We start from the raw sequence: 19,658 nt of genomic DNA, 5'->3' as shown, positions 1-19,658 counted from the left end.
TACACGGAGGTCACTACGCGGGGAGAATAAGCTTCCGATCGCTGTTATCCCCCGGATTTCTTTGATTCCCTTTTTTAAAGGGAGAAATTCGGGTGATAAAGGCGAACGCTCTGCTTCTTCAGCTTTTTTCTCCCCACTCCGTTAACGTGTAAATTATTTATTTAACTTCATACAAAAGAGATAAGATTACTATTAAACTATCGCGGAACGTGAGTGGACGTTCCGGTGCCGAATCGTTCTTTTGATCGCTGTTATCGTCGGATTTTTTGGATTCCCTTCTAAAGGGAGAAATCCGGGGATAGCATATGCTTCCGAAGTAGCTTTCTTGCAGAAAGCTTGTAGGCGAACGCTCCGCTTCAGAATCGATTTCGTCCCCTTCACTACGTTGCAGCTTCTCGCAGACTGATTTTAGGATGGAGACTATTTATTAAATTAATAGGTACAGGTAGATATAAAAAATGGGTGTGATGTCATGAAAATGACGTCACACCCATTTTTTTGTTAGAGTGGTTATATTGTTACCTCTCATGTATTACACTTTGCTTATGTGCGAAATGTTGTGAACTTCAGCATGTGCACAAGCCGGGATAAGTGTGCAATCTCCTGCTGGACTCCTGAGGTGTCCGTGCCCGCCATTGCCTGGTTTGCTCGCAGTGTTCTGCGCGTGTTCAGCATACCTTCGATCAGTTTCATGACCGTGTTGCGTCCACGATGATCCACAATCATATACTTTTTGCGTGCATCCAGCTCTACCCATACGATGTTGCTGAATGATGTGAACAGATGCCTGCGATACTGCTCCATATCGGTCTCATTGTAATGCTCGCCATAAAAGGCATAGTATCCGTGTATGTGCAACTTCTCCGCCAGCACTGTGATGAACGGATCAGGTTCGAGCATAGCGTTACGTTCCATGTTTCACGCCTCCGTTATGCGTGATCCGCAGATCCCGTCTTTTTGAGATCTATTTTAACATATTGCGCAAGGTGTTGCCTCTCCACAGATAGAAATCAAGTTTTAACTCGGAAGACTGATACATCACTCACCGATCCGTCTACCCTTCACCCACACACCCTCAATATCCAGCTCCGCATTCAGCAAAACGATATCTGCCTGTTTTCCTTGAGCCAAGGAACCTGCCCGGTGATCAATGCCGAGCAGACGTGCAGGGGTTAAACTTGCTGCCCGTGAAGCAGCATTCAGGCTCAAGCCCACTTCCTGCACCAGATATCGGAAACCGCGAATCATCGTCAGTGTGCTTCCAGCCAGTGCACCGCCGTCTTTCAGTCTGGCCTCTCCATGCTTCACGATCACGGGCAGGTCGCCGATTTTGTACTCCCCGTCATCCAAACCCGCAGCAGACATGGCATCTGTGATCAACACGAGTTGATCGTTATGTTGCTTCAATTGAGCCAGGATCGATATCGCCGCAGGGTGCACGTGAATGCCATCAGCAATTACCTCGGCGCTGATGCGTGGATCACTCAGCACGGCTCCCGCAGCCCCAGGTAGACGGTGATGCAGCGGTGTCATCGCATTGAACGTATGTACCGCATGATGGAGTCCTGCCTCGACTGCCCGCTCCACCTCTTCATAGGTCGCATCCGTGTGACCGAGTGCCGCTGTAATCCGCTGTTCTCGCAGCCACGAGATAACCTCCAGTGCACCTTCACGTTCCGGTGCCAGCGTAACTTGACGGATCAGGCCGGGATATTGCTTTTCCCATGCCTCGAGCCAGGTTACATCAGGCAGAATGATATGTTCCGGATTTTGCGCACCAGGCCATTTCGGACTGAAGAACGGGCCTTCCAGATGTACGCCCTCAAGCTGTGCATATGGCATTTCACCAGAACGATAACGGTCCACTTCAGCAAGTACGCTATCCAGCCGCTCTTTCGGAGCGGTCATGGAAGTCGCAAGCATTGCTGTTGTTCCCTGTATACTATGGAAAGAAGTGATCTTGTCCAATACCTCCGGGCTTGCGTCCATAAAGTCTTCACCGTTCCCACCATGCACATGGATATCAATGAATCCAGGCACAATGAGACCACGTTCGGGTACAGGTATAGGCAAGGCCTCTTTCCTAATCTGTTCAGACAGACCTTCCGTTATCCCAGCATAGAGGATTTTCCCATCCCTCCAAGCTAGTACACCGTCTTCCAACATTTCATCTGCAAGGAGCAGCTTGCCTCGAAGAAGCGATATGTTTTTTTCTCGATCACTTCCGTGAACATGGTTACTGGATGAAATCATCTCACCAGCCTCCCTGCGGCACGATCCAGCAATACCACCACATTCGGATGACATTGTAAAAGCGATGCAGGACAAGCGGTTGTGATTGGCCCCATGAACGCTTCGCGGATAATCTCCGCTTTTCCCTCTCCACGGGCAATGAGAAGAATCTGTTTAGCTTTCAAAATAGTACCAACGCCCATCGTAATCGCCTGAGCCGGAACTTCATCAATGCTGTCGAAGAAGCGCGCATTTGCCTTCCTGGTCTCTTCTTTCAGATCCACAACATGTGTCCGCCCAGTCAGCTCCGTTCCCGGTTCATTGAAGCCAATATGACCATTATGTCCGATGCCCAGCAGTTGAAGGTCTACTGGTCCACGATCGTCTAAGCGCTGTTCATAGGAATTACATTCCTGTTCCAGATTGCCAGCCTGACCATCAGGCACTTGCGTTCTAGCCAGATCTATATCGATATGATTGAATAATTGTTCATTCATAAAACTGCGGTAACTTTCACGATGCTCTGTTGGAAGTCCCACATACTCATCAAGATTAAAAGAAGAAGCCTGTGAGAAGCTTACAAGCCCCTTCTGATATAACGTGATAAGCTGTTTATATATGCCTACAGGAGAACTTCCTGTCGCGAGCCCCAATACAGCCCGTGGTTTGGTCTGCAACAAGCTGGCAATAAGGCCAGCACCCGTGGCGTTCAAATCTTCTTCATTTTCAAAAATGCGTATATTCATCTTCATCTGTCAGGCACCTCCGTTGTGTTGGACTCGATAAGATTGCACATTGTGATAGGATTGTTCCAGTCTAGGGATAAAACGGTCAAAGTCGGCACTTACCATACCTGTGAACAAAATATCGACCACATGCAGCAGTGCAATACGTGAAGCCATATCTCCACGTCTCATGCCTTCTTCCAGAGAGGACGTGAACAGTGGGATATCAGATACAGTTGCAAGCGTGTTAGTGCCGTAGGAAGTCAGTGAAATCGTAGAAGCTCCGGCCTCTTTGGCACAATGCAGGGCATCGATGGTCTCTGGTGTTTCGCCTGAATAGGATACGGCCATCGCCACATCTCCCTCAGCGAGCGAAGATGCGGATGTAATCTGCATATGTGAGTCGGAGAAAGCCGTACAGCTTTTGCCGATCCGCACCAGTTTCTGATAGAAATCCTGCGTAACAATCGACGAGGTAGCCACACCGTACAGATCGATGCGGCGAGCCTGGCACAATAATTGAACCGCATGCTCCAATCTGCCCAAATCCAGTAAACGAGTAGTATCCGCAATAGATGCAAGGTGATTGGCTTCAATGGCTTCAACAATTTTGGAGAGCGGGTTGCCAGCGACGATATCCTGATATGCCGTTTCATCCGAAGCGTGTGATAACTCTGCGGCAAGCTTCATTTTGAAATCGGGAAAACCTTTGAAATGAAACGACTTGCAAAAGCGGGTTACCGTAGCCGCACTCGTTCCACTCTGCTCTGCCAGATGACTAATCGTCCAACCCGGAATATCCGATGGAGATTGCATAATGACTTCGGCAATACGGCGCTCCTGAGACGGAAGGTTATTCAGTTCTTGCTGCAACGCACGTAATATGGCTGCCATGAGGACCTCACTTTATGAAAATTATTTTTATTTATTTTTAATTAAATAAGAAAATCATTTTTATAACTTCATTTTAATCAAGACGATCCTGCAAATCAAGAGGATTTTTACACAACTTTCAAGTGGAGGGTCGGTGTGAAGCGGAACCTTGCTTCCTTGATGCAAATGATGGATACCCTTAATATTGAGAATAGAGAGGGGCGCAATACTAATGAATCGAAGACAACGGGAAAAGTTCATTCCTTCCACCTGGATTATTGCTACCAAACAAACAGAAGGACACGCCTATTATGCCCTCTATGCAATCGACTGGAAACGCGGAGGTCGGCTGAGTTGGGAAGGCTGGAATCAACTTGAAGAACTGCTGCAAGTTCATATCCCCATCAAACGAAAAGCCGGAGGACGGAAATCCTCTTCCCAGCCTGCGGCCAAAATCGCGAAAAGAGCGCTCTTTCTTCATCTGAACGAAACACAATTCGAGGAATTGGAGCAGTTCTATTATCAGCCATTTTCGAAGAAAAGATGGAGGACGTTCATTCGAATGAATAGGAATCATAATTGATATGGATTTTTCGGTTGTTTCATTTTTTTACGATACAACAAAAAAGCCTCTTCCCTTCTTTGGACAAAGAATTAGGAAAGACTTTCGCGGTGGTACGATTCAGTTCATTTTGATTCATTTCCATTCAACTAAAGTCTCAACTCAAGTCAACTCGTTCTGATTCATGCCATCATATCGTTTTAAGAACTCGCTGGCTAAGCTGGGCACTGTCATTTGATGAACCGATTGATTCTCAATGTCCTCTGCCGGATCGTCATCTGTGAGAGAAACGAAGAACGTAATGTCTGCTTTTGCTTGTCCATACCGGATAAAAACTTCATCTGCTGTCTCATTTACCACTTTGGCGATGATTCGGATGATCTCATCCTTATACTTCTGAACATCTTCTGTTGCATACAACAGTCGGCTGATGTGGTTAAAGTGCGTATCGTCACCATACTGATATTCGGAGCAGCCCCATCTGTAATAGATCTCGTCCTCCTCAGTATCACACAGCCCCTGCTCTTTCATACTCGAAATATGCCTAGCCAGGGATTCCTCTGTATTCACCGCCAAAAACAGCGTAACCCAATTACTGTCTGTTCCAAATGCACAAGCATATACTTTCTCATGCTGCACCTTAGCCAGCGTTTGTTCCAAATCGGGTAGAAACCCCGCTTTAAATTGTGCTTCAAATTCACTTAAAAGGTCCATTTAGTTCATCCTTTCATTATTATTATAAGTTGAAATACGGAATAGTTACACTTGCCACTCCGCTGACAGAATAACCTTCCGATCACTGTTATCCCCAGATTTTTTGAATCACTTTTATAAAGGTGAACATCTGGGGATAAAGGCGAACGCTCCGCTTCTTCAGGTCATTTCTGTCCTCTACGTTCTAATGTAACTGTGTAGTTTAACTGATGGAAATGTGATTTAAGAACCCAATCGTCCATTCAAACCATTGTTTCAATTCTACTGCCATATCTTCATATATGTAATCATTATGGTCTACTAAAATAATGAAAACAAGCGATGCTACGTTTCGGATCTTCCCTCAATTTTTAGCCTTTCTCATTTCATGGTCCATAACAGCAAAAAAGCCTTGCCCCATTCTTCATAACAAAGAATAGAGAAAGGCTTTCATGCTGTTACTTAATCCTAACTGTAATTCGCAACTAAATCTTCAGCTCTCCAAGCTTAATCAGCTCGACAACTGCCTGCGAACGACCCTTAACATTGAGTTTCTGCATCACATTCGAAATATGGTTACGCACCGTTTTCTCGCTGATGAATAACTGCCCTGCGATGTCACGCGTTGTTTTGTCTTGAACCAGTAATTCGAATACTTCGCGTTCACGGTGGGTCAACAAAAATTTGCTTTTATGATCGATACCCTTCAATGTTCACCCCTCCTTGCTCGGGTTGTGTTGGTGTAACAAGGTTAAGGGGATACAGTCAACTCATCTTATGTCAGGTCAAGGGCGTTGGTTCAGTTTTATAAGAAAAATGGGCAGTAATTATGTGTTTCATTGTCCCAATAGAACATGTTCCAATTTTTTATGTAAAAATTTTTTAAACCAAACATGCCCTTGCAGCTGATGTTGTCATCCCCGCAAAGGCACATTGGTTCATCTGTCTGATTCTAAACTACCGGTTCATTCGATTCATCATGCCATCGTTATTATTACGGTTCATCAGGCCACCGTCAAGGATACCATCACGGTTATTTGTATCTGTTCCGTTCGTTGGGAAAATGCGCTCTACCATCGATTGGAACGTATCGATCATGCCACTCACCGGTTTACCATTACGCATATCTGTGGCATAGTTCTCCACATGCTCCACAAACTCCGGATTGGCTGATACATATACATTCTCGATGTTCGGTGCAAACTGCTTGATTTTGGCTGAAATTTTACCTTTGATCTCATCTGAAGTGTTGTCATCCGTACTATCCGTACGTCTGCCTTCACTTTGCATGCCATAATGGCCTTCATCTGTTGTACGTGCTTTGCCACTGTTCGTCAGACCACGCATCATGCCAACCGCACCTGTGCCCATCGTGCCATAGATGCCACGATCATTGCCCATATGCCCACGATCTGTTGCTGTGTCTGTGTTCAATCCTGGAGCAATTCCACTGGTACTGTACGGCGACATCGTTCCAGATCCGCCATTCACACGCATGCCACCCATCTCATGATTCATGTTTCCACCACGCATGGTATCACTGGCATGATTACGCATCGTTCCGCTCAGCATGCTTGTACGACCATTCGACTTGTTATCCAACTTACCTGCATGACCATCTGCCAGACGAACAGCGACATACGCATTACGATCCGTTAGCATGACACGGGCAGATTGAACTTCCTTCATCTCCGTAATGCGTTTGGCCAGTTCTTCACTGGATTTCAGGTCAGTCACATTATGCATACGATAGCTTTGCGCACGAATACCATCCATGCCATTTGTTTCCACACCATAACGGTTAATCCCGTTGGCTTGCTCACGAACACTTTGCGTATGCATATTGTTGGCATCCCGATTCGTGCCACAACCTGTCAAACCGGCCATTACAAAGATTGCAGTAGACAATGATAACGTAATAGCTGTTGCCTTTTTGACTGCTGGCATGTACTCATCCTCCAATGTTTGTTGGTTTTGATCACAAAGTTAGGATGCGCTTCTGTACGTACCGATATGCTGAAAGGATATGGTTCCTTTCCCTATAAAAAAACAGTGCCGCATGAATTGCGGCACTGCTTTATTCTAACTTGAATTTCATTTCAAGTTAGTCATACTCACTTTTCTTATTTTCTTGTTCATTCCCCTTCTGATGCTTTAATCGTATCCGGAAATTTCTCCGCTTCCGTCAGACTCGTCGCATCCATGGCATATGCCCACTGACCATCCGGTGTAATGACCCAGATCTGATCCGGTTCGGACGGCAGTGTAAGTCCCCGATACACATCTCGAACTTGCTGCCCATTTACAGTCTGTTCAACAGACAAGGTGAATCGGGGGATGGTACCCTTCAGCTCTGAAGCTTTGCGCACATCATCGGCGGTAGACAGGTTTTTGATTTTGCCAATGAGAGATACGGCATCTGTGGCTTCAATGGATTTTCCATTCAGTGTCCAGACCTGCTCTGCCGCACCATCCCCCGATGTTGATTTCAACATCCAGGTGGCAGCTTCACCTTCCCACTCCAGAGACGCGACATTCGTCTCATCCATGTTAAAAGGGGTTGTGTCCAACAGATCACGACGTGACAAGTCTATGTTGGTCATCGTCTCTGTCTGCACAGCAACCACCGGACCCGAATCAACGCGCACATAAAGTGCATCATCTGCTGGTAGCTGGCCGCCAATAGCCAGTTTGATCTCCCGATTATCTTTTAATTTGATATCCATACGTGTAGCGTCTGTTCCTAATCGGTATTTATCCAGATCCGTCGGTGCTTCTTCCACCAACAGTTCCTGATTCGCACTACTCAGAGCATCCAGCCAACTGCTCACACTGTAACCGTTCAGAGGATAGGCTTTCGGCTCAACCATCTGCCAGACGCTATTCTCAAGCTCCAAAGTCGACGATGATGCTGCACCAGTTGTCTCCTCCGTTGTGTCATGTATCGTGATGGATTGGATGTCCCCGGACTGAATGCCAAGCAACTTTGCTTGTACCGCTTCTTCTTCCCGAAAATAATTTTGACTGGCTGCGTACACCCAACCCACAATCAGTACGATGACCACCAATATCGTTGGGACCCATTTTCTCATACTCGTCTGCGCCTCCACCATAAGAGTACTCCGATTATAACAAAGATGAGCGGGAACGCGACAATTGCCACGAAGAAGATCGTTCTAGCCTGTTCACCGTTCAAATATGCCATTTCATAACCGGCTTGTACCCGTGGGCGAATCGTCAATCCATCTTCTTTTTCACTCAGATAGTTCACGGTATTCAAAATAAAATCCCGATTACCGCCATTTGCAATTTCCGAATCCTGCATGAAAATGGACGAGCCCAGAATAACCGCCTTCGGTTGGCCATCCGTCGTATCGGCTGCGTATCCCAGTTCCACTGGACCCTGAATGTCCTCTTCCGGATCATTGGTCGTTTCATTTTGCAATAAGCCGCCGATATTCGTCTCGCCGTAACTATCATTCGAAGAATGAATCAATGGCGAAAGTGTATATTTATCCTGTTCTTTGCTGGTCAGCGCAATCGACAGCGACAACATCGGATACAATTGGCTCGCAGCAAGTTTTTCCGTGATTGCATGTGTACCATACTCCGGCACCACCCAAAGGGGACCCATCGTACTGGCCTGCTGATTATCCACCATGACCGCATGCTCATTAACAACGCCATAGTCAGCCATGAGGGCATCGATGTTTTTCCAACTGGATTTCATATCTTCCACAAATCCGAGGGATAATAACAACTTGCCTCCATTACTCAGATACGTGCGAATAGCTTTCATTTCGGTATCACTGAGATCACGTTGTGGCCCAATAATGGCCAGCACATCTGCATCTTCGGGAACCTTGCCAGCTTGATTCAGCTGCAATTCTTCCGTTTGCACATTGTTCTGTTCCAGGGAGGACTGCAGTGTAGTCATCTGAGTGAGACTCAGCTCTTCATGCCCAGTCAGGAATACCATTTTGTGCATCTCGGTAGAGGACATATTCATTAACGCCTGCGTTAACTTCTCCTCACCTGTGAACTGGTATGACCCATCACTGCCGTCACCTGTTGCAGTGAACAAACTGGCGATATCAATCACTTTGTGTTGATCTCCTTGTTCCAGCACAATGGAGCTGCCAGTTATGCCGTATTTGGATGCAAGCGCAGGTTCCTGCGTCAGATTATACTGTTTTAGCTTTAACTTGCTGTTGCGTTTGGTGTATTCTTCCACCATATCCGTGACCTCGCGGTTCAGGACGGTGTTGTTGGCATTTTCGACGGTTAACACCAGAATGTTGACGTCATCCTTCACATTTTTGATCGCAGTAAGGGACTGGTCAGACAACGTATATTGTTTGTTCGAGGTCAGATCCAGCTGGAAGCCGCCGAGTGAATTCAAGAACAGTGTTAGCAAAATAAAGATGCCAATCACCGCTACGGACAACACGGTACTGTTGGTATGACTTAACCATTTTTTCATCTTCTCACCTCCACCGCTTCCGTTCCACAATTTGAATGCTTAACAGCAGAAACACACCCGAAAGGGTGACATAATACAAGATATCCGGTCCACTAAGCACGCCTTTCATGAAGCTGTCGAACCGGTTGGTCAGGGCAAACGGATCCAGCCACTGTTGCAAAGCAGATCCCGTATTGCCTGCGAATGAATCAAGCATCCACAAAACGAGCAAAATAATAAAACCCGCTACCGCAGACACCATCTGATGCTGGGATAACGTAGAAGCGAAGAGTCCAATCGCCATCATGCTTCCGCCCAGGAAAAATAGACCCAGCGCAGACATCCATACCGTCGTCATATCCAGTGTCCCATAGAACGACATGATGAAGGGGTACACCAGACTGCACAGGATGAGCACGACCAGAATGGCGAGAGCAGCGAGATATTTGCCAAAAATAATTTCGGTGACACGTGCTGGTGAGGTCAGCAACAATTCATCCGTCCCTTGTCTGAATTCCTCTGCAACGAGTCGCATTGTCAACAATGGGATTACAAAAAGCAGCATAGATAACGTATCACCTAGCACAAGTCGATAATCGACAATGCTCGGCTGATAATATACAAAGCTTGAATAGAACAACAAACTGGTCATCAGTACGTATACGGCAAAAGCAAAATAGGAAGTCGGGGACAGAAAATAAGCTTGCAGCTCTTTGTTGCATACCGCCATCATTCGTCTCATTTGGAGTCCTCCCCTTTGCGAGAATGGGACGAGGAATCCGCTGATGTACTTGTTCCCGATATGCTCGACGAGTCGCTGTCCGAAGTTACGTTCTGATCCGTCTCTGCCCCAGCAACCTTATCCACATCTGCCGAATTCGCGTCTGTGTCTGTTGTCTCGGTTGTGGTCAGCTTCAGGAAGATTTGCTCCAGACTTAGATTCTCCTTCTTCATCTCCAGTATCGGTAATCCTGCACCGGACAAAAGGTAGAACAGCTCTTCCCGAAAATCTTCCGCGCTCTCTCCGGTGAGCAGCATTTTAACCGTATCCACTGAACTTGATGTAAGTGAAGTGTCTTTGGCTGTATTCGCATCCGATGCCTGAATGACTTCGCTCCGCACCTTCTCCCATGGTGTCAGCACATTATGTAGTTGCTCCGCAGTGGCCTTCACTTCAATCGACACCTTGAACTGATCCCCCATCGCTGAGCCGAAATGCTGTGGTGAACCATCCAGCACGAGCTGTCCCTGATTAATGATCAACATTCGATTACAGAGCGTGCTCACTTCTGGCAAAATATGCGTACTGAGCAGTACCGTATGGTTCTCGCCCAGTTCCCGGATCAGATCCCGAATCTCGATGATCTGATTCGGATCAAGTCCCGATGTTGGCTCATCCAGAACGAGCAGATCTGGCTTGTGAATGATGGCTCCAGCCAGACCAAGACGCTGTTTGTACCCCTTGGACAATCCACGCACCAGTTGTTTTTCTCGCCCCTGAAGTCCCAATCTGCTAACCATCTCACTGACCCGCAGCTTGACCTCACGGGCTGGAACATCTCTTAGATTCGCTACGAATCGGAGATAGGACTGCACCGTCATATCCGGATAGAGCGGCGGTGTTTCAGGCAGGTACCCAATCTTCGAACGAACACGCTGGCCTTGCTCATGCACCGATGCCCCATCCACCATAATGGAGCCCGTGGTTGGATGCAGATAGCCCGTAATCATACGCATTGTTGTTGTTTTTCCGGCACCATTCGGTCCGAGAAACCCGACAATCTCACCACGTTCCATGGTGAATTCCAGTTGATGCACGCCGCGCTGCCCTTCGTACACTTTGCTGACCTGTTTCACTTCGAGCACATCATTCATCCTTTCCCGTTAAAATACCCGTGCACCATCATTTCAGTAGATGTTGGGCACGGGAAGTTCCTTGTATCTTACGTGAGCTATCCTAAACTCAGCTTAATGTCACTTGAAAGAAAGCTTAAAAATAATTGTCTAAAATGTGAACAATTACAGTAACACCCACACCCTGCGCATAAAGCCAACGTACCATACAGTACAGGAGAATGTGCTCCTGACCAAAAGTCAGAGGGTGAATCGTGTGAAAGTATTATTCACGTTTTATGTTCCAAGCGGTGGCGTCGATACGTTAAATCGACTGCGCACCGCCGTTCTGAAACGTCATGGCATAGAAGCGCACTTATTGTATCTCAACACGGGGTCGGGATTACAAAACAACAGTGATACACCCATTTTCACTGCGTCCAGTGACGAGGATATTCATCATTTAATTCATACACAACATTATGATGCCATCATTGCCACGTCAGACATCGCTATGCCCGGCCGCTTGAGAGGACTCGGTTATACCAGACGAATTATTTTTGAAGCCCAGGGACTCGGAACGCGCGATCAGGCGCTGGAAACCATCCAAATGGCTGTACCTTACCTTCAAGCCCATTGCGATGCTGCTGTTTTGCCCCCCACAGACCACCTGCTGGATATGTTCATTCATATCTGTCCTTGGCTTCATCGGTTTGTGATTCCCAATATGCTGGATACGGAAACCTTTGCCCCGATCTTGGTAGATACCCCACCCTATCCGGTACTCGCATGGGTAGGCCGACTCGAACACAACAAAAACTGGCGTGAATATCTAACCATATCTAGTGAAATCATCAAAAAAAATCCGCAAGCCAGACTATGGTTGTTCCACGATCCCATTTTGGCTAATCCTGAGGATGAAGTCATGTTCCGGCATATGCTGGCAGAATACGGGCTTGAAGACAAAATTGGCATCTTCATCAATGTTCCCCATTCTCAGATGCCTACCTTCTATTCCATGATTGCCGCTTCAGGGGGCATCATGTTATCCACTTCCCTACTTGAAGGATTCGGCTATGCCGTCGCTGAAGCCATCTCTTGTGGCTGCCCGGTACTCAGTACAGATTCGGATGGTGTACGTTCATTTATCACACATAACAAGACTGGAAAGTTCTATCCGATTGGCAATGTCAGTGCAGCTGTCTCCGAAGCAATGGACCTCATGAACAACGAGAAGCTTCGTGAATATATTCGCATTCAGGGCAGACAGCATATGAGCTTGTCTTTTTCACCAGATCGATATGCCATATCTTTCCGTGAAATGATGACCGCCTTGCGTATTTTCCATTGAGGATCGCAAAAAGGCAGCTCAGAGAAATTCTCTGAACTGCCTTAATAGGTTTTTTAGTGTCCCATCATCATTGCGGGATCAGGCTTGTCGCCATTCTGAAGGTCTTCCTTCGGCATTGGTTTCGGTTTGCGCAGGATCAGACTGAGTAAACATCCGAACAATGCAATACAAGCGGCCAGGAAGAATGTATCATTGAAACCACCCACCAGACCTTGCACTATAGCCGTCGGCTCCGTGCTGGTTGTATCGTCTGCGATTCTTGAAGTAAGGAAGCCTGTAAGCCCTGCAACTGCGAAGGATACGACCACTTGCTGTGCTGCAGCCGTGAGCGGTGTAACCCGTCCAACCAACTTACGTGGTGCGGCATTCAATACATGTGTATTGAGCGGCATCATGGACAAGCCCATACCCAGGCCCATCATAACCAGAGCTGTAATAATCAGACCAAGACCTGTCTCTGCCGTGATGGAGGACAGAATAAACAGTGCACCCGAGATAATGCCCAGACCCACGAAAGCCAGAGGTCTCGCGCCAATTTTATCAAACAATCGACCGCCGAGCGGCATACCCACGCCGGAAGCCAGAGCCTGTGGAAGCAAAATAAGTCCTGTCTCCAGCGCAGTGTATCCTTTGATCTGCTGCAAATAGAGCGGGATCAGAATCATCGCACCGAACAGCGCCACTTGTGACACCCATGCGAGTACAATCCCCCGCGAGAAGTCAGATGATTTGAACACCCGGAGTTCCAGCAACGGATTTTGATGACGTAATTCTACAACAATGAACAAAATGAGCGCTACACCACCCACAATTACACCCGTCAGTGTTGTTGCAGATGTCCAGCTCGTTCCACCCTCACTCACACCATAAGCGAGCATCGAGAATGCAATCGGAGCCAGAATCATGCCGAGCAGATCCAGTGCAGGTGTGCGTCCACGATCTGTATCAGGCAAGAACTTGATACATAGAATGAAAGCTGCAATACCAATTGGCAAGTTAATCAGGAAGATCCAGTGCCAGCTCAGTGATTCAATAAACCATCCGGACAACACCGGACCCAATGCAGGGGCAAGCAGCATGGGAATTCCGAGCATACCCATGATGGAGCCTCTTCGCTCAGGAGGAGCCAGACGAAAGACCATCGCCATACCAATAGGAGCAACCATGCCTCCACCGAGGCCCTGAATGACACGGTAAATGATCAATTGCTCAGGCGATTGGGCGATCGAGCATAATACAGAACCCAAGGTAAACATGGCAATCGTAAACAGGAATACTCTTTTGGCACCAAAACGGTCAGTTAACCAGCCTGCCAGTGGAATAACCGCAGACAAAGCCAGGGTATAACCCGTAACCGTCCATTGAACGGTCTTTAGATCTGTTTCAAAATATTGTACCAGATTCGGGATGGCCACGTTCACCACCGTGCTGTCCAGAATGACCATAATCATTCCGACGATAATAGCCAGGAGTGGCAGTATAATCGTTTTGATTGAAAACTCTGCCGGCTCCTGGGATACTACTGTTTGTTCTTTCACGTTCTCCACACTCTTTTCCAGCCAGCCGATCACAGGTATATCCCTGTGTCTTGCTCAGCCTATATTTACGACCAATCTCAAACTATCGTTTTAAACCGTCGTTTTAAACTTTCGTTTAACACTGATCTAATTCTAATGAAAATACCTTTGCTGTCAAGCTATTTTTTAGGACTTTCTACTATGGATACACCACAAAAAAAATGGAACAGGCACTTCCCTGCTCCATCCACTTGCTGATCATGCCTATTCAATTATGTCCATATCAATCTGCAAGTTTAATCATCTGATATTCTGACAGTATGCCCAACGTCTGACCGTGAATACTCCTGCAATACATTCGAATAACCAGATGATTCGGTGCTGAACTGTTGCTGATGATCCTCATTTCATAAGGCTCGGATGACACATCCAGATTATGAATGACCTGGTTACCGCCCGCTCCCCCCGAACCCGATCCGATATGAAAAAGATGTCGGTATAGCTCCCCGTGGATACTGGCCCCACCAACAAATACATCTGTCCCTTCCTCACCGCCAGCATAGGCTAATTCCACGTCTATATATTTCACGGGAACAAAAGTCTGTAGCAGATTCTCATGAATTTCGAGTACATATGCGGCCACTATAGATCCCTCCTTCATTGCATGAAACTTCCTGTAGATAGGATATGCTTCCTCTCGTCCATTGCCATTTGCATTCACCCATTTTCAAGCAATTAAACGGAAATGCCCGACCTTCCGGTCCTCTTTTTTCATAGAATAAAAGGATAGAAGCTCGGTCGGTGCAGGCCGTGACAAGGAGGTAGCCATGAGAGTTCTGCTCGTTACGTATTGGGAGCTTACACATATGGGTGGAATATGGACATATGTCAAACAGCTGGCTGACAGGCTGATCGCACTTGGTGTTGAAGTTGATATCATGGGCACGAACGGTGCCAATAACGAAGTATATATTCGGAATCTGAACCGGGCATTCTCCAAGGATAAAGTGTGGCCCATGCTGCAAGCGAAGCTCAATCCGACCGATCTGCCACAATTCACAGCTGATTCTCTTCTGGCTTATTATGAATTGAACAGATATGCCTTCGAGATGGCTGCCGCTTATCTGGGGGTGGACCACTATGACGTCATCCATGCGCAAGATCCGGTAGCTGCCGTCGCCATAAAACGCATCTTGAACCGCAATATTCCGCTTGTTACCAGTTATCATGGAGCACTTGCACGCGAAGCCTTCTATGATGCCCAAAATTCCAATCCGCAGCTAACCCTCTCTGCATATTTGCAATCGAAACGCGGACGTTATTTTCTCTCATTGGAAGAACGAAGTGCAGCACTGTCTGAGCTCATTCTGGTGTCCAGTCACTGGATCAAGAGTACGCTTACAGAGCTTGCCGTTCCCGAATCGAAGTTCCGGATAATCCCTTATGCCGTGGATCTGCCGGCTTACCGTGCATTAGCAGCGACGAAGTTCCGCCAGCGACCACCCACCGGCAAGAAAGTCATCGCCTTTACCGGAAGGCTTGAATATATCAAGGGCGTTCATGTGTTAATCAAAGCCTTAGCCAGTCTGAAAAGTAAACGGTCCGATTGGGTCTGCTGGATCGCAGGGGAAGGCAATCTGTTGGATGAATTGCGGGCCCAGGCCACGGCGGCTGGTATTTCAGCCGATGTTGTGTTCTGGGGCAAGCTGGACAATATTCCTTCCTTCCTGCGACATGCCGACATCTATGTCCAGCCCAGTCTGCAGGATACGCAGCCGTTCTCCGTGACCGAAGCACAACTCGCGGGTGTACCCGTTATTGTCAGTGGTACAGCCGGCATGCCTGAGATGGTTGAACCTGGACGTACAGGATGGGTCGTTCCTCCACAGGACGTTGATTCGCTCCGTGAACTGCTGCATGCACTTCTGGAGGATGACGTCACCCGTAAACAAGTGGGTGCTGCGGCCAAAGCCTGGGCCGAACAAAACCGCTCACTGGAAGAGATGGGACTTCGTACATTACATGTCTATCAGGAAGCCATTTATAGAGGAGGGCATTCAATATGACACTGCTTGTGCCTAGTGATTTGTATAATCGTTGGTTCTCTACACCTGTCTCCACACCTCACATTGACGTGGATTACGCTACAATGAATGAACTGATGAAGAAGTTGCCTAAAGGTTACGTATTTCCCGACCCTGCATCAATGGCGATCATGAATTCAGAAGATTGAGTCGTCCAATTACATGGCATCTTCATATAACATGCCGGAATATCAAATAAGGGGTTATCCCATATGTCATACGAATGACATGGGACACCCCTTATTTTCTTTAATTGTGTTCTAACGAACCGAGAACGCGCTATTTACTTCCTTTTGCGCATGTCTGACTTGTTACGAATCACAGAGACGTTATTTCGTCCATCATGGTCGGTTTTCCGGCTCGAAAGCCATTTTTCAAAGGGATAATGTGACTGAGATTCTTTAGAATTTGCATTTCATAGTTATTACCCTAATAAGACGTGACAGGTTAACTAGGGCTTGGAACTAGGGGAAATCCTGATCTTTTAATCTGCTGCCAATTTGGAATACATACTCAGATCGTTGAACGTTTCGCCTGCCCTCTCATATGCTCTGAGTGTTCCTTCAAATGTAAAATCAAGCTTCTGTAAGAGCTTGATCGAATTCACATTCTCGGGATCAACCTTTGCTTCAATTCGATTCAGCTTCAAAGTCGAGAATGCGTGAGTTAACAAAGAAAAGATCGCTTCTGTAGCGTATCCTTTCCCCCAGTGGGATCTGGCAATGTCATACCCAATCTCTGCTTTTAGATTTTCAAAATCCAGCGAATTATAACCACAGGAACCAATGATTTCATTGGACTCTTGTACAATGATAGAGAACCGGATAGCCTTGTTTTCCTGAGAAAGATCATCCAGAAGATTAATCATTGCTGTGGCTTGATTTTCATCCGTAAAACTACTAACATTCATAAATTTCGTAACATCCGGATCAGACCAAATCTTAAACAAACTGGCCGAATCCGATACTTTCATTTTTCGCAATTGTAACCGTTCTGTGTGTAACTCTGTAATCAATACTTTTACCTCCATCAGTTTATTAATAGTTAGGTTTAAGATATTGATATCTGCGCATAGTCCATTCCCTTCTGTGTACAATTATGTTTCATTATACAGGGAATTCGTGCAAGTATTTTTATATAAGCGAAACATGTTAAACTAATAGGGATCAAATGTATTTCATGAAGGAGAGTTTGACCATGATCATCCAATTCATTCGCTATAGGTAATGTAAGGTGCAGATCACATAACCCGGCAATTTTGACAAAATAGCTAGGGTTTGTTTGACTGTGCCTTTTTCCATTCACCTATTATGAATGAGAGGGTGCTTCTTTGTGTTCCAAAAAAGTAAAAAGTTAATCAGTGCTGCAATACTTGAAAAGCATCAAGAAATATTTAGATGTCCGTTATGTAAAAAAACAATGCAAGTTATCTATTTACAGAGTTTAGTATGCAGCAATCATCACTGTTTCGATATAGCAAAGCAAGGATATGTAAACTTATTGTCCCGAGGTATGCGTACGAAATATGATAAAAAGATTTTTGAGTACAGAAGAATAATCAGTAAAGACGGTTTATTCAATCCATTATATGGTGCGGTAAGTCAGATTATAATGAATAACCATTTGAGCAATGAGCCGATAAGGATGCTAGATGCAGGTTGTGGAGAGGGGTCACACTTAAATAACATACACACCGAAATAAATCGAACAAAACCTATGGATCTATTGGCTGTAGGAATCGATATTTCTAAAGAGGGAATTAGTTCTGCTGCAGCAGAAAATCCAAGTGCTATCTGGTGTGTCACGGATATTGCAAACTGCCCCTTTCAAAGTCAAAAGTTCGAATTCATTTTGAACATCCTTTCGCCAGCCAATTATAGGGAATTTCAGAGGTTATTAAGTGATCATGGTTTGGTGATTAAAGTCGTGCCTAATCAGGACTATCTAAAAGAGTTAAGAGAAATCCTTTATATGGGGTCTGAGAAGCAAAATTATTCCAATTCACTTACAATCAACCACTTCAAGAAACAATTCAATTTAATTGATGTTGAAAGCATCCAATATCAAGTGAACTTAAATACACAATTAATCAAACCGTTGTTGGGTATGACGCCATTATCATGGGGGACTTCTGAAGAGCGCATTGAAAAAGTTCTTCAGTTGAATCTGAAACAGGTCACTATGGACTTTAAAGTTCTAATCGGATCGGTGAAAAGTTAACACCACATGATTAATTCATTAAACTAACGGTAAACGAGTTCTATAATCTATGAGCAGTCTGCAGTTTATAAGCAGGCTGCTCCTTTTTCAATGATCTATTGACGTGGTATTGATATATCAAAAGTATAAGTTCCGCATGAATTTTGGCAAATTTAAGTCGCCGGTATTCAATATGGAATTTGCACTCGGTTGAATATTCTTACTTCCAATATCCACCCACATGCAGCAGATTAAGCAGCGTTGGCCGGTGCTTCGCCTGAACCCGCTCCATCTCGGCCACCAGCGCTTTGAAATGGCGTTTGGTCCCCATCGACTCATGCAAACGGTAGCACATTAGCGGTTCATTGTAATAAAACAGCTCATACATCGGAAACAGTCTCATCCACATCTCGTAGTCATGCGTGTAGCGAAAATCGGTATCGAACAAGCCGAATCGCTCAAACGCCTCCATCTCTAGCATGACAGTACAGCCGTTGATCGGACAACCTTCGAGCAGTACCTGCAGCATCTCCAGACGACTCCCCACTTCAGGCTGTACCGTATCCAACCACTCACTATCTGCATTCACATAATGGTAGGCACCATGACAGAATGAAGCCTTAACCTCTCGCATAAACTTCAGTTGCTTCTCCACCCGATCCAGCAGCATGACATCATCTGAACTGAGCCAAACAAAATATTCTCCTTTCGCCTGCTTAATCCCCTCGTTCAATGCTGTTGCGGTTCCACCGTTTTCTTTGCGAATATAGCGGATAGAATCCATGAATGGTTGTAGCTTCTCCACGTGCTCGGTTGACCCATCATCCACCACGATCACTTCAATATGAGAATACGTCTGGTGAATGGCACTGTGAACAGCCTGCTCGATATACGCACAATTATAAAAAGGAATGACGATCGATACTTTCGGCTCCATTCGGGCCTCCCCTTCCTCCGCTTGTCTCTGCACAGCCATTGCTTTTTCTCTATTATATGAAGAACGATTCAATCGGTATCGGACATCTGTGGTGCTGTATAAGCACATTTCAATACGGATGGACAGCATATCGGCTCGCTAAACTTGCATACATAGGCGTGTGATCTAAGAACCGTTAATCGATCTCCAC

At 46.1% G+C, this 19,658-nt stretch carries 20 protein-coding genes; 5 read left to right on the top strand and 15 right to left on the bottom strand.

Annotated features, from left to right (window positions below; translation table 11 throughout):
- Positions 1–543 precede the first annotated feature (543 nt).
- The 4 genes from FS628_RS22530 to FS628_RS22515 all read right to left on the bottom strand — a co-directional run bounded on the left by FS628_RS22530 (position 544) and on the right by FS628_RS22515 (position 3,851).
- Positions 544–915, bottom strand: coding sequence for a hypothetical protein (locus tag FS628_RS22530; protein WP_145325218.1), 372 nt, complete (start codon positions 913–915; stop codon positions 544–546).
- 123 nt (positions 916–1,038) lie between these two features.
- Positions 1,039–2,253 (bottom strand): N-acetylglucosamine-6-phosphate deacetylase, encoded by a 1,215-nt coding sequence (nagA, locus tag FS628_RS22525; RefSeq protein WP_145325217.1) that lies wholly within the window; start codon positions 2,251–2,253, stop codon positions 1,039–1,041.
- Entirely contained in the window at positions 2,250–2,978 is a 729-nt protein-coding gene (gene nagB / locus FS628_RS22520; RefSeq protein ID WP_145325302.1) for a glucosamine-6-phosphate deaminase, read from the bottom strand. Before nagB ends, nagA begins: the two co-directional genes overlap by 4 nt.
- A gap of 9 nt (positions 2,979–2,987) precedes the next feature.
- A complete protein-coding gene (locus FS628_RS22515; protein WP_145325216.1) occupies positions 2,988–3,851 on the bottom strand; it encodes a MurR/RpiR family transcriptional regulator in 864 nt (287 codons plus the stop codon).
- A 211-nt stretch (positions 3,852–4,062) separates the two neighbouring features.
- Here FS628_RS22515 and FS628_RS22510 point away from each other — a divergent pair, with 211 nt between their 5' ends.
- Positions 4,063–4,413, top strand: a complete 351-nt coding sequence (locus FS628_RS22510) for a hypothetical protein (RefSeq protein WP_145325215.1) — start codon at positions 4,063–4,065, stop codon at positions 4,411–4,413.
- A 141-nt stretch (positions 4,414–4,554) separates the two neighbouring features.
- Here FS628_RS22510 and FS628_RS22505 read toward each other — a convergent pair whose 3' ends face one another.
- The 7 genes from FS628_RS22505 to FS628_RS22475 form a co-directional block, all read right to left on the bottom strand.
- Entirely contained in the window at positions 4,555–5,106 is a 552-nt protein-coding gene (locus tag FS628_RS22505; protein WP_145325214.1) for a DUF4303 domain-containing protein, read from the bottom strand.
- Between the two features lie 464 nt (positions 5,107–5,570).
- The gene (locus FS628_RS22500; protein WP_017692532.1) at positions 5,571–5,795 is read right to left on the bottom strand and encodes a helix-turn-helix domain-containing protein; all 225 of its coding nucleotides are present in this window, start codon (positions 5,793–5,795) and stop codon (positions 5,571–5,573) included.
- Between the two features lie 247 nt (positions 5,796–6,042).
- Positions 6,043–7,032, bottom strand: coding sequence for a YhcN/YlaJ family sporulation lipoprotein (locus FS628_RS22495; protein WP_145325213.1), 990 nt, complete (start codon positions 7,030–7,032; stop codon positions 6,043–6,045).
- A gap of 188 nt (positions 7,033–7,220) precedes the next feature.
- The gene (locus FS628_RS22490; protein ID WP_186327924.1) at positions 7,221–8,177 is read right to left on the bottom strand and encodes a DUF4340 domain-containing protein; all 957 of its coding nucleotides are present in this window, start codon (positions 8,175–8,177) and stop codon (positions 7,221–7,223) included.
- Positions 8,174–9,568 (bottom strand): GldG family protein, encoded by a 1,395-nt coding sequence (locus FS628_RS22485; RefSeq protein WP_145325211.1) that lies wholly within the window; start codon positions 9,566–9,568, stop codon positions 8,174–8,176. Before FS628_RS22485 ends, FS628_RS22490 begins: the two co-directional genes overlap by 4 nt.
- A 4-nt stretch (positions 9,569–9,572) precedes the next feature.
- Complete coding sequence (locus FS628_RS22480) at positions 9,573–10,289, bottom strand: ABC transporter permease subunit (protein ID WP_145325210.1); 717 nt, start codon at positions 10,287–10,289, stop codon at positions 9,573–9,575.
- Entirely contained in the window at positions 10,286–11,413 is a 1,128-nt protein-coding gene (locus tag FS628_RS22475) for an ABC transporter ATP-binding protein (RefSeq protein WP_145325209.1), read from the bottom strand. Before FS628_RS22475 ends, FS628_RS22480 begins: the two co-directional genes overlap by 4 nt.
- A gap of 244 nt (positions 11,414–11,657) precedes the next feature.
- Between FS628_RS22475 and FS628_RS22470 the strand changes: the two genes are divergently transcribed.
- Positions 11,658–12,731, top strand: coding sequence for a glycosyltransferase family 4 protein (locus FS628_RS22470; RefSeq protein ID WP_260871144.1), 1,074 nt, complete (start codon positions 11,658–11,660; stop codon positions 12,729–12,731).
- Between the two features lie 53 nt (positions 12,732–12,784).
- Here the strand turns inward: FS628_RS22470 and FS628_RS22465 are convergent, their stop codons facing one another.
- Positions 12,785–14,269 (bottom strand): DHA2 family efflux MFS transporter permease subunit, encoded by a 1,485-nt coding sequence (locus FS628_RS22465; protein WP_145325207.1) that lies wholly within the window; start codon positions 14,267–14,269, stop codon positions 12,785–12,787.
- A 262-nt stretch (positions 14,270–14,531) separates the two neighbouring features.
- Positions 14,532–14,891, bottom strand: a complete 360-nt coding sequence (locus tag FS628_RS22460; protein WP_145325206.1) for a hypothetical protein — start codon at positions 14,889–14,891, stop codon at positions 14,532–14,534.
- A 184-nt stretch (positions 14,892–15,075) separates the two neighbouring features.
- On the opposite strand from FS628_RS22460, the gene FS628_RS22455 reads away from it, so the two are divergent.
- Both FS628_RS22455 and FS628_RS31470 read left to right on the top strand, forming a co-directional pair.
- Complete coding sequence (locus FS628_RS22455; protein WP_145325205.1) at positions 15,076–16,314, top strand: glycosyltransferase family 4 protein; 1,239 nt, start codon at positions 15,076–15,078, stop codon at positions 16,312–16,314.
- Positions 16,311–16,481, top strand: coding sequence for a hypothetical protein (locus tag FS628_RS31470; protein ID WP_186327923.1), 171 nt, complete (start codon positions 16,311–16,313; stop codon positions 16,479–16,481). Before FS628_RS22455 ends, FS628_RS31470 begins: the two co-directional genes overlap by 4 nt.
- A gap of 335 nt (positions 16,482–16,816) precedes the next feature.
- Here FS628_RS31470 and FS628_RS22450 read toward each other — a convergent pair whose 3' ends face one another.
- Complete coding sequence (locus FS628_RS22450; protein ID WP_145325204.1) at positions 16,817–17,347, bottom strand: GNAT family N-acetyltransferase; 531 nt, start codon at positions 17,345–17,347, stop codon at positions 16,817–16,819.
- Between the two features lie 317 nt (positions 17,348–17,664).
- Between FS628_RS22450 and FS628_RS22445 the strand changes: the two genes are divergently transcribed.
- On the top strand, positions 17,665–18,552 hold the full coding sequence (locus tag FS628_RS22445) for a putative RNA methyltransferase (RefSeq protein ID WP_145325203.1): 888 nt from the start codon (positions 17,665–17,667) through the stop codon (positions 18,550–18,552).
- Between the two features lie 199 nt (positions 18,553–18,751).
- On the opposite strand, the gene FS628_RS22440 is transcribed toward FS628_RS22445, so the two are convergent.
- On the bottom strand, positions 18,752–19,468 hold the full coding sequence (locus FS628_RS22440; protein WP_145325202.1) for a glycosyltransferase: 717 nt from the start codon (positions 19,466–19,468) through the stop codon (positions 18,752–18,754).
- Positions 19,469–19,658: the final 190 nt, after the last annotated feature.

It is taken from the genome of Paenibacillus xylanexedens (assembly GCF_007676705.1).
Taxonomy (GTDB): domain Bacteria; phylum Bacillota; class Bacilli; order Paenibacillales; family Paenibacillaceae; genus Paenibacillus; species Paenibacillus xylanexedens_C.
The sequence above is the reverse complement of the archived record's forward strand: the minus strand, read 5'-3'. Positions and strand labels throughout refer to the sequence as shown.

Coding starts and splice junctions, on each gene's coding strand:
- FS628_RS22530 (WP_145325218.1), bottom strand. CDS start 915: ATGGAACGTAACGCTATGCTCGAACCTGATCCGTTCATCACAGTGCTG.
- nagA (WP_145325217.1), bottom strand. CDS start 2,253: ATGATTTCATCCAGTAACCATGTTCACGGAAGTGATCGAGAAAAAAAC.
- nagB (WP_145325302.1), bottom strand. CDS start 2,978: ATGAATATACGCATTTTTGAAAATGAAGAAGATTTGAACGCCACGGGT.
- FS628_RS22515 (WP_145325216.1), bottom strand. CDS start 3,851: ATGGCAGCCATATTACGTGCGTTGCAGCAAGAACTGAATAACCTTCCG.
- FS628_RS22510 (WP_145325215.1), top strand. CDS start 4,063: ATGAATCGAAGACAACGGGAAAAGTTCATTCCTTCCACCTGGATTATT.
- FS628_RS22505 (WP_145325214.1), bottom strand. CDS start 5,106: ATGGACCTTTTAAGTGAATTTGAAGCACAATTTAAAGCGGGGTTTCTA.
- FS628_RS22495 (WP_145325213.1), bottom strand. CDS start 7,032: ATGCCAGCAGTCAAAAAGGCAACAGCTATTACGTTATCATTGTCTACT.
- FS628_RS22490 (WP_186327924.1), bottom strand. CDS start 8,177: ATGAGAAAATGGGTCCCAACGATATTGGTGGTCATCGTACTGATTGTG.
- FS628_RS22485 (WP_145325211.1), bottom strand. CDS start 9,568: ATGAAAAAATGGTTAAGTCATACCAACAGTACCGTGTTGTCCGTAGCG.
- FS628_RS22480 (WP_145325210.1), bottom strand. CDS start 10,289: ATGAGACGAATGATGGCGGTATGCAACAAAGAGCTGCAAGCTTATTTT.
- FS628_RS22455 (WP_145325205.1), top strand. CDS start 15,076: ATGAGAGTTCTGCTCGTTACGTATTGGGAGCTTACACATATGGGTGGA.
- FS628_RS31470 (WP_186327923.1), top strand. CDS start 16,311: ATGACACTGCTTGTGCCTAGTGATTTGTATAATCGTTGGTTCTCTACA.
- FS628_RS22440 (WP_145325202.1), bottom strand. CDS start 19,468: ATGGAGCCGAAAGTATCGATCGTCATTCCTTTTTATAATTGTGCGTAT.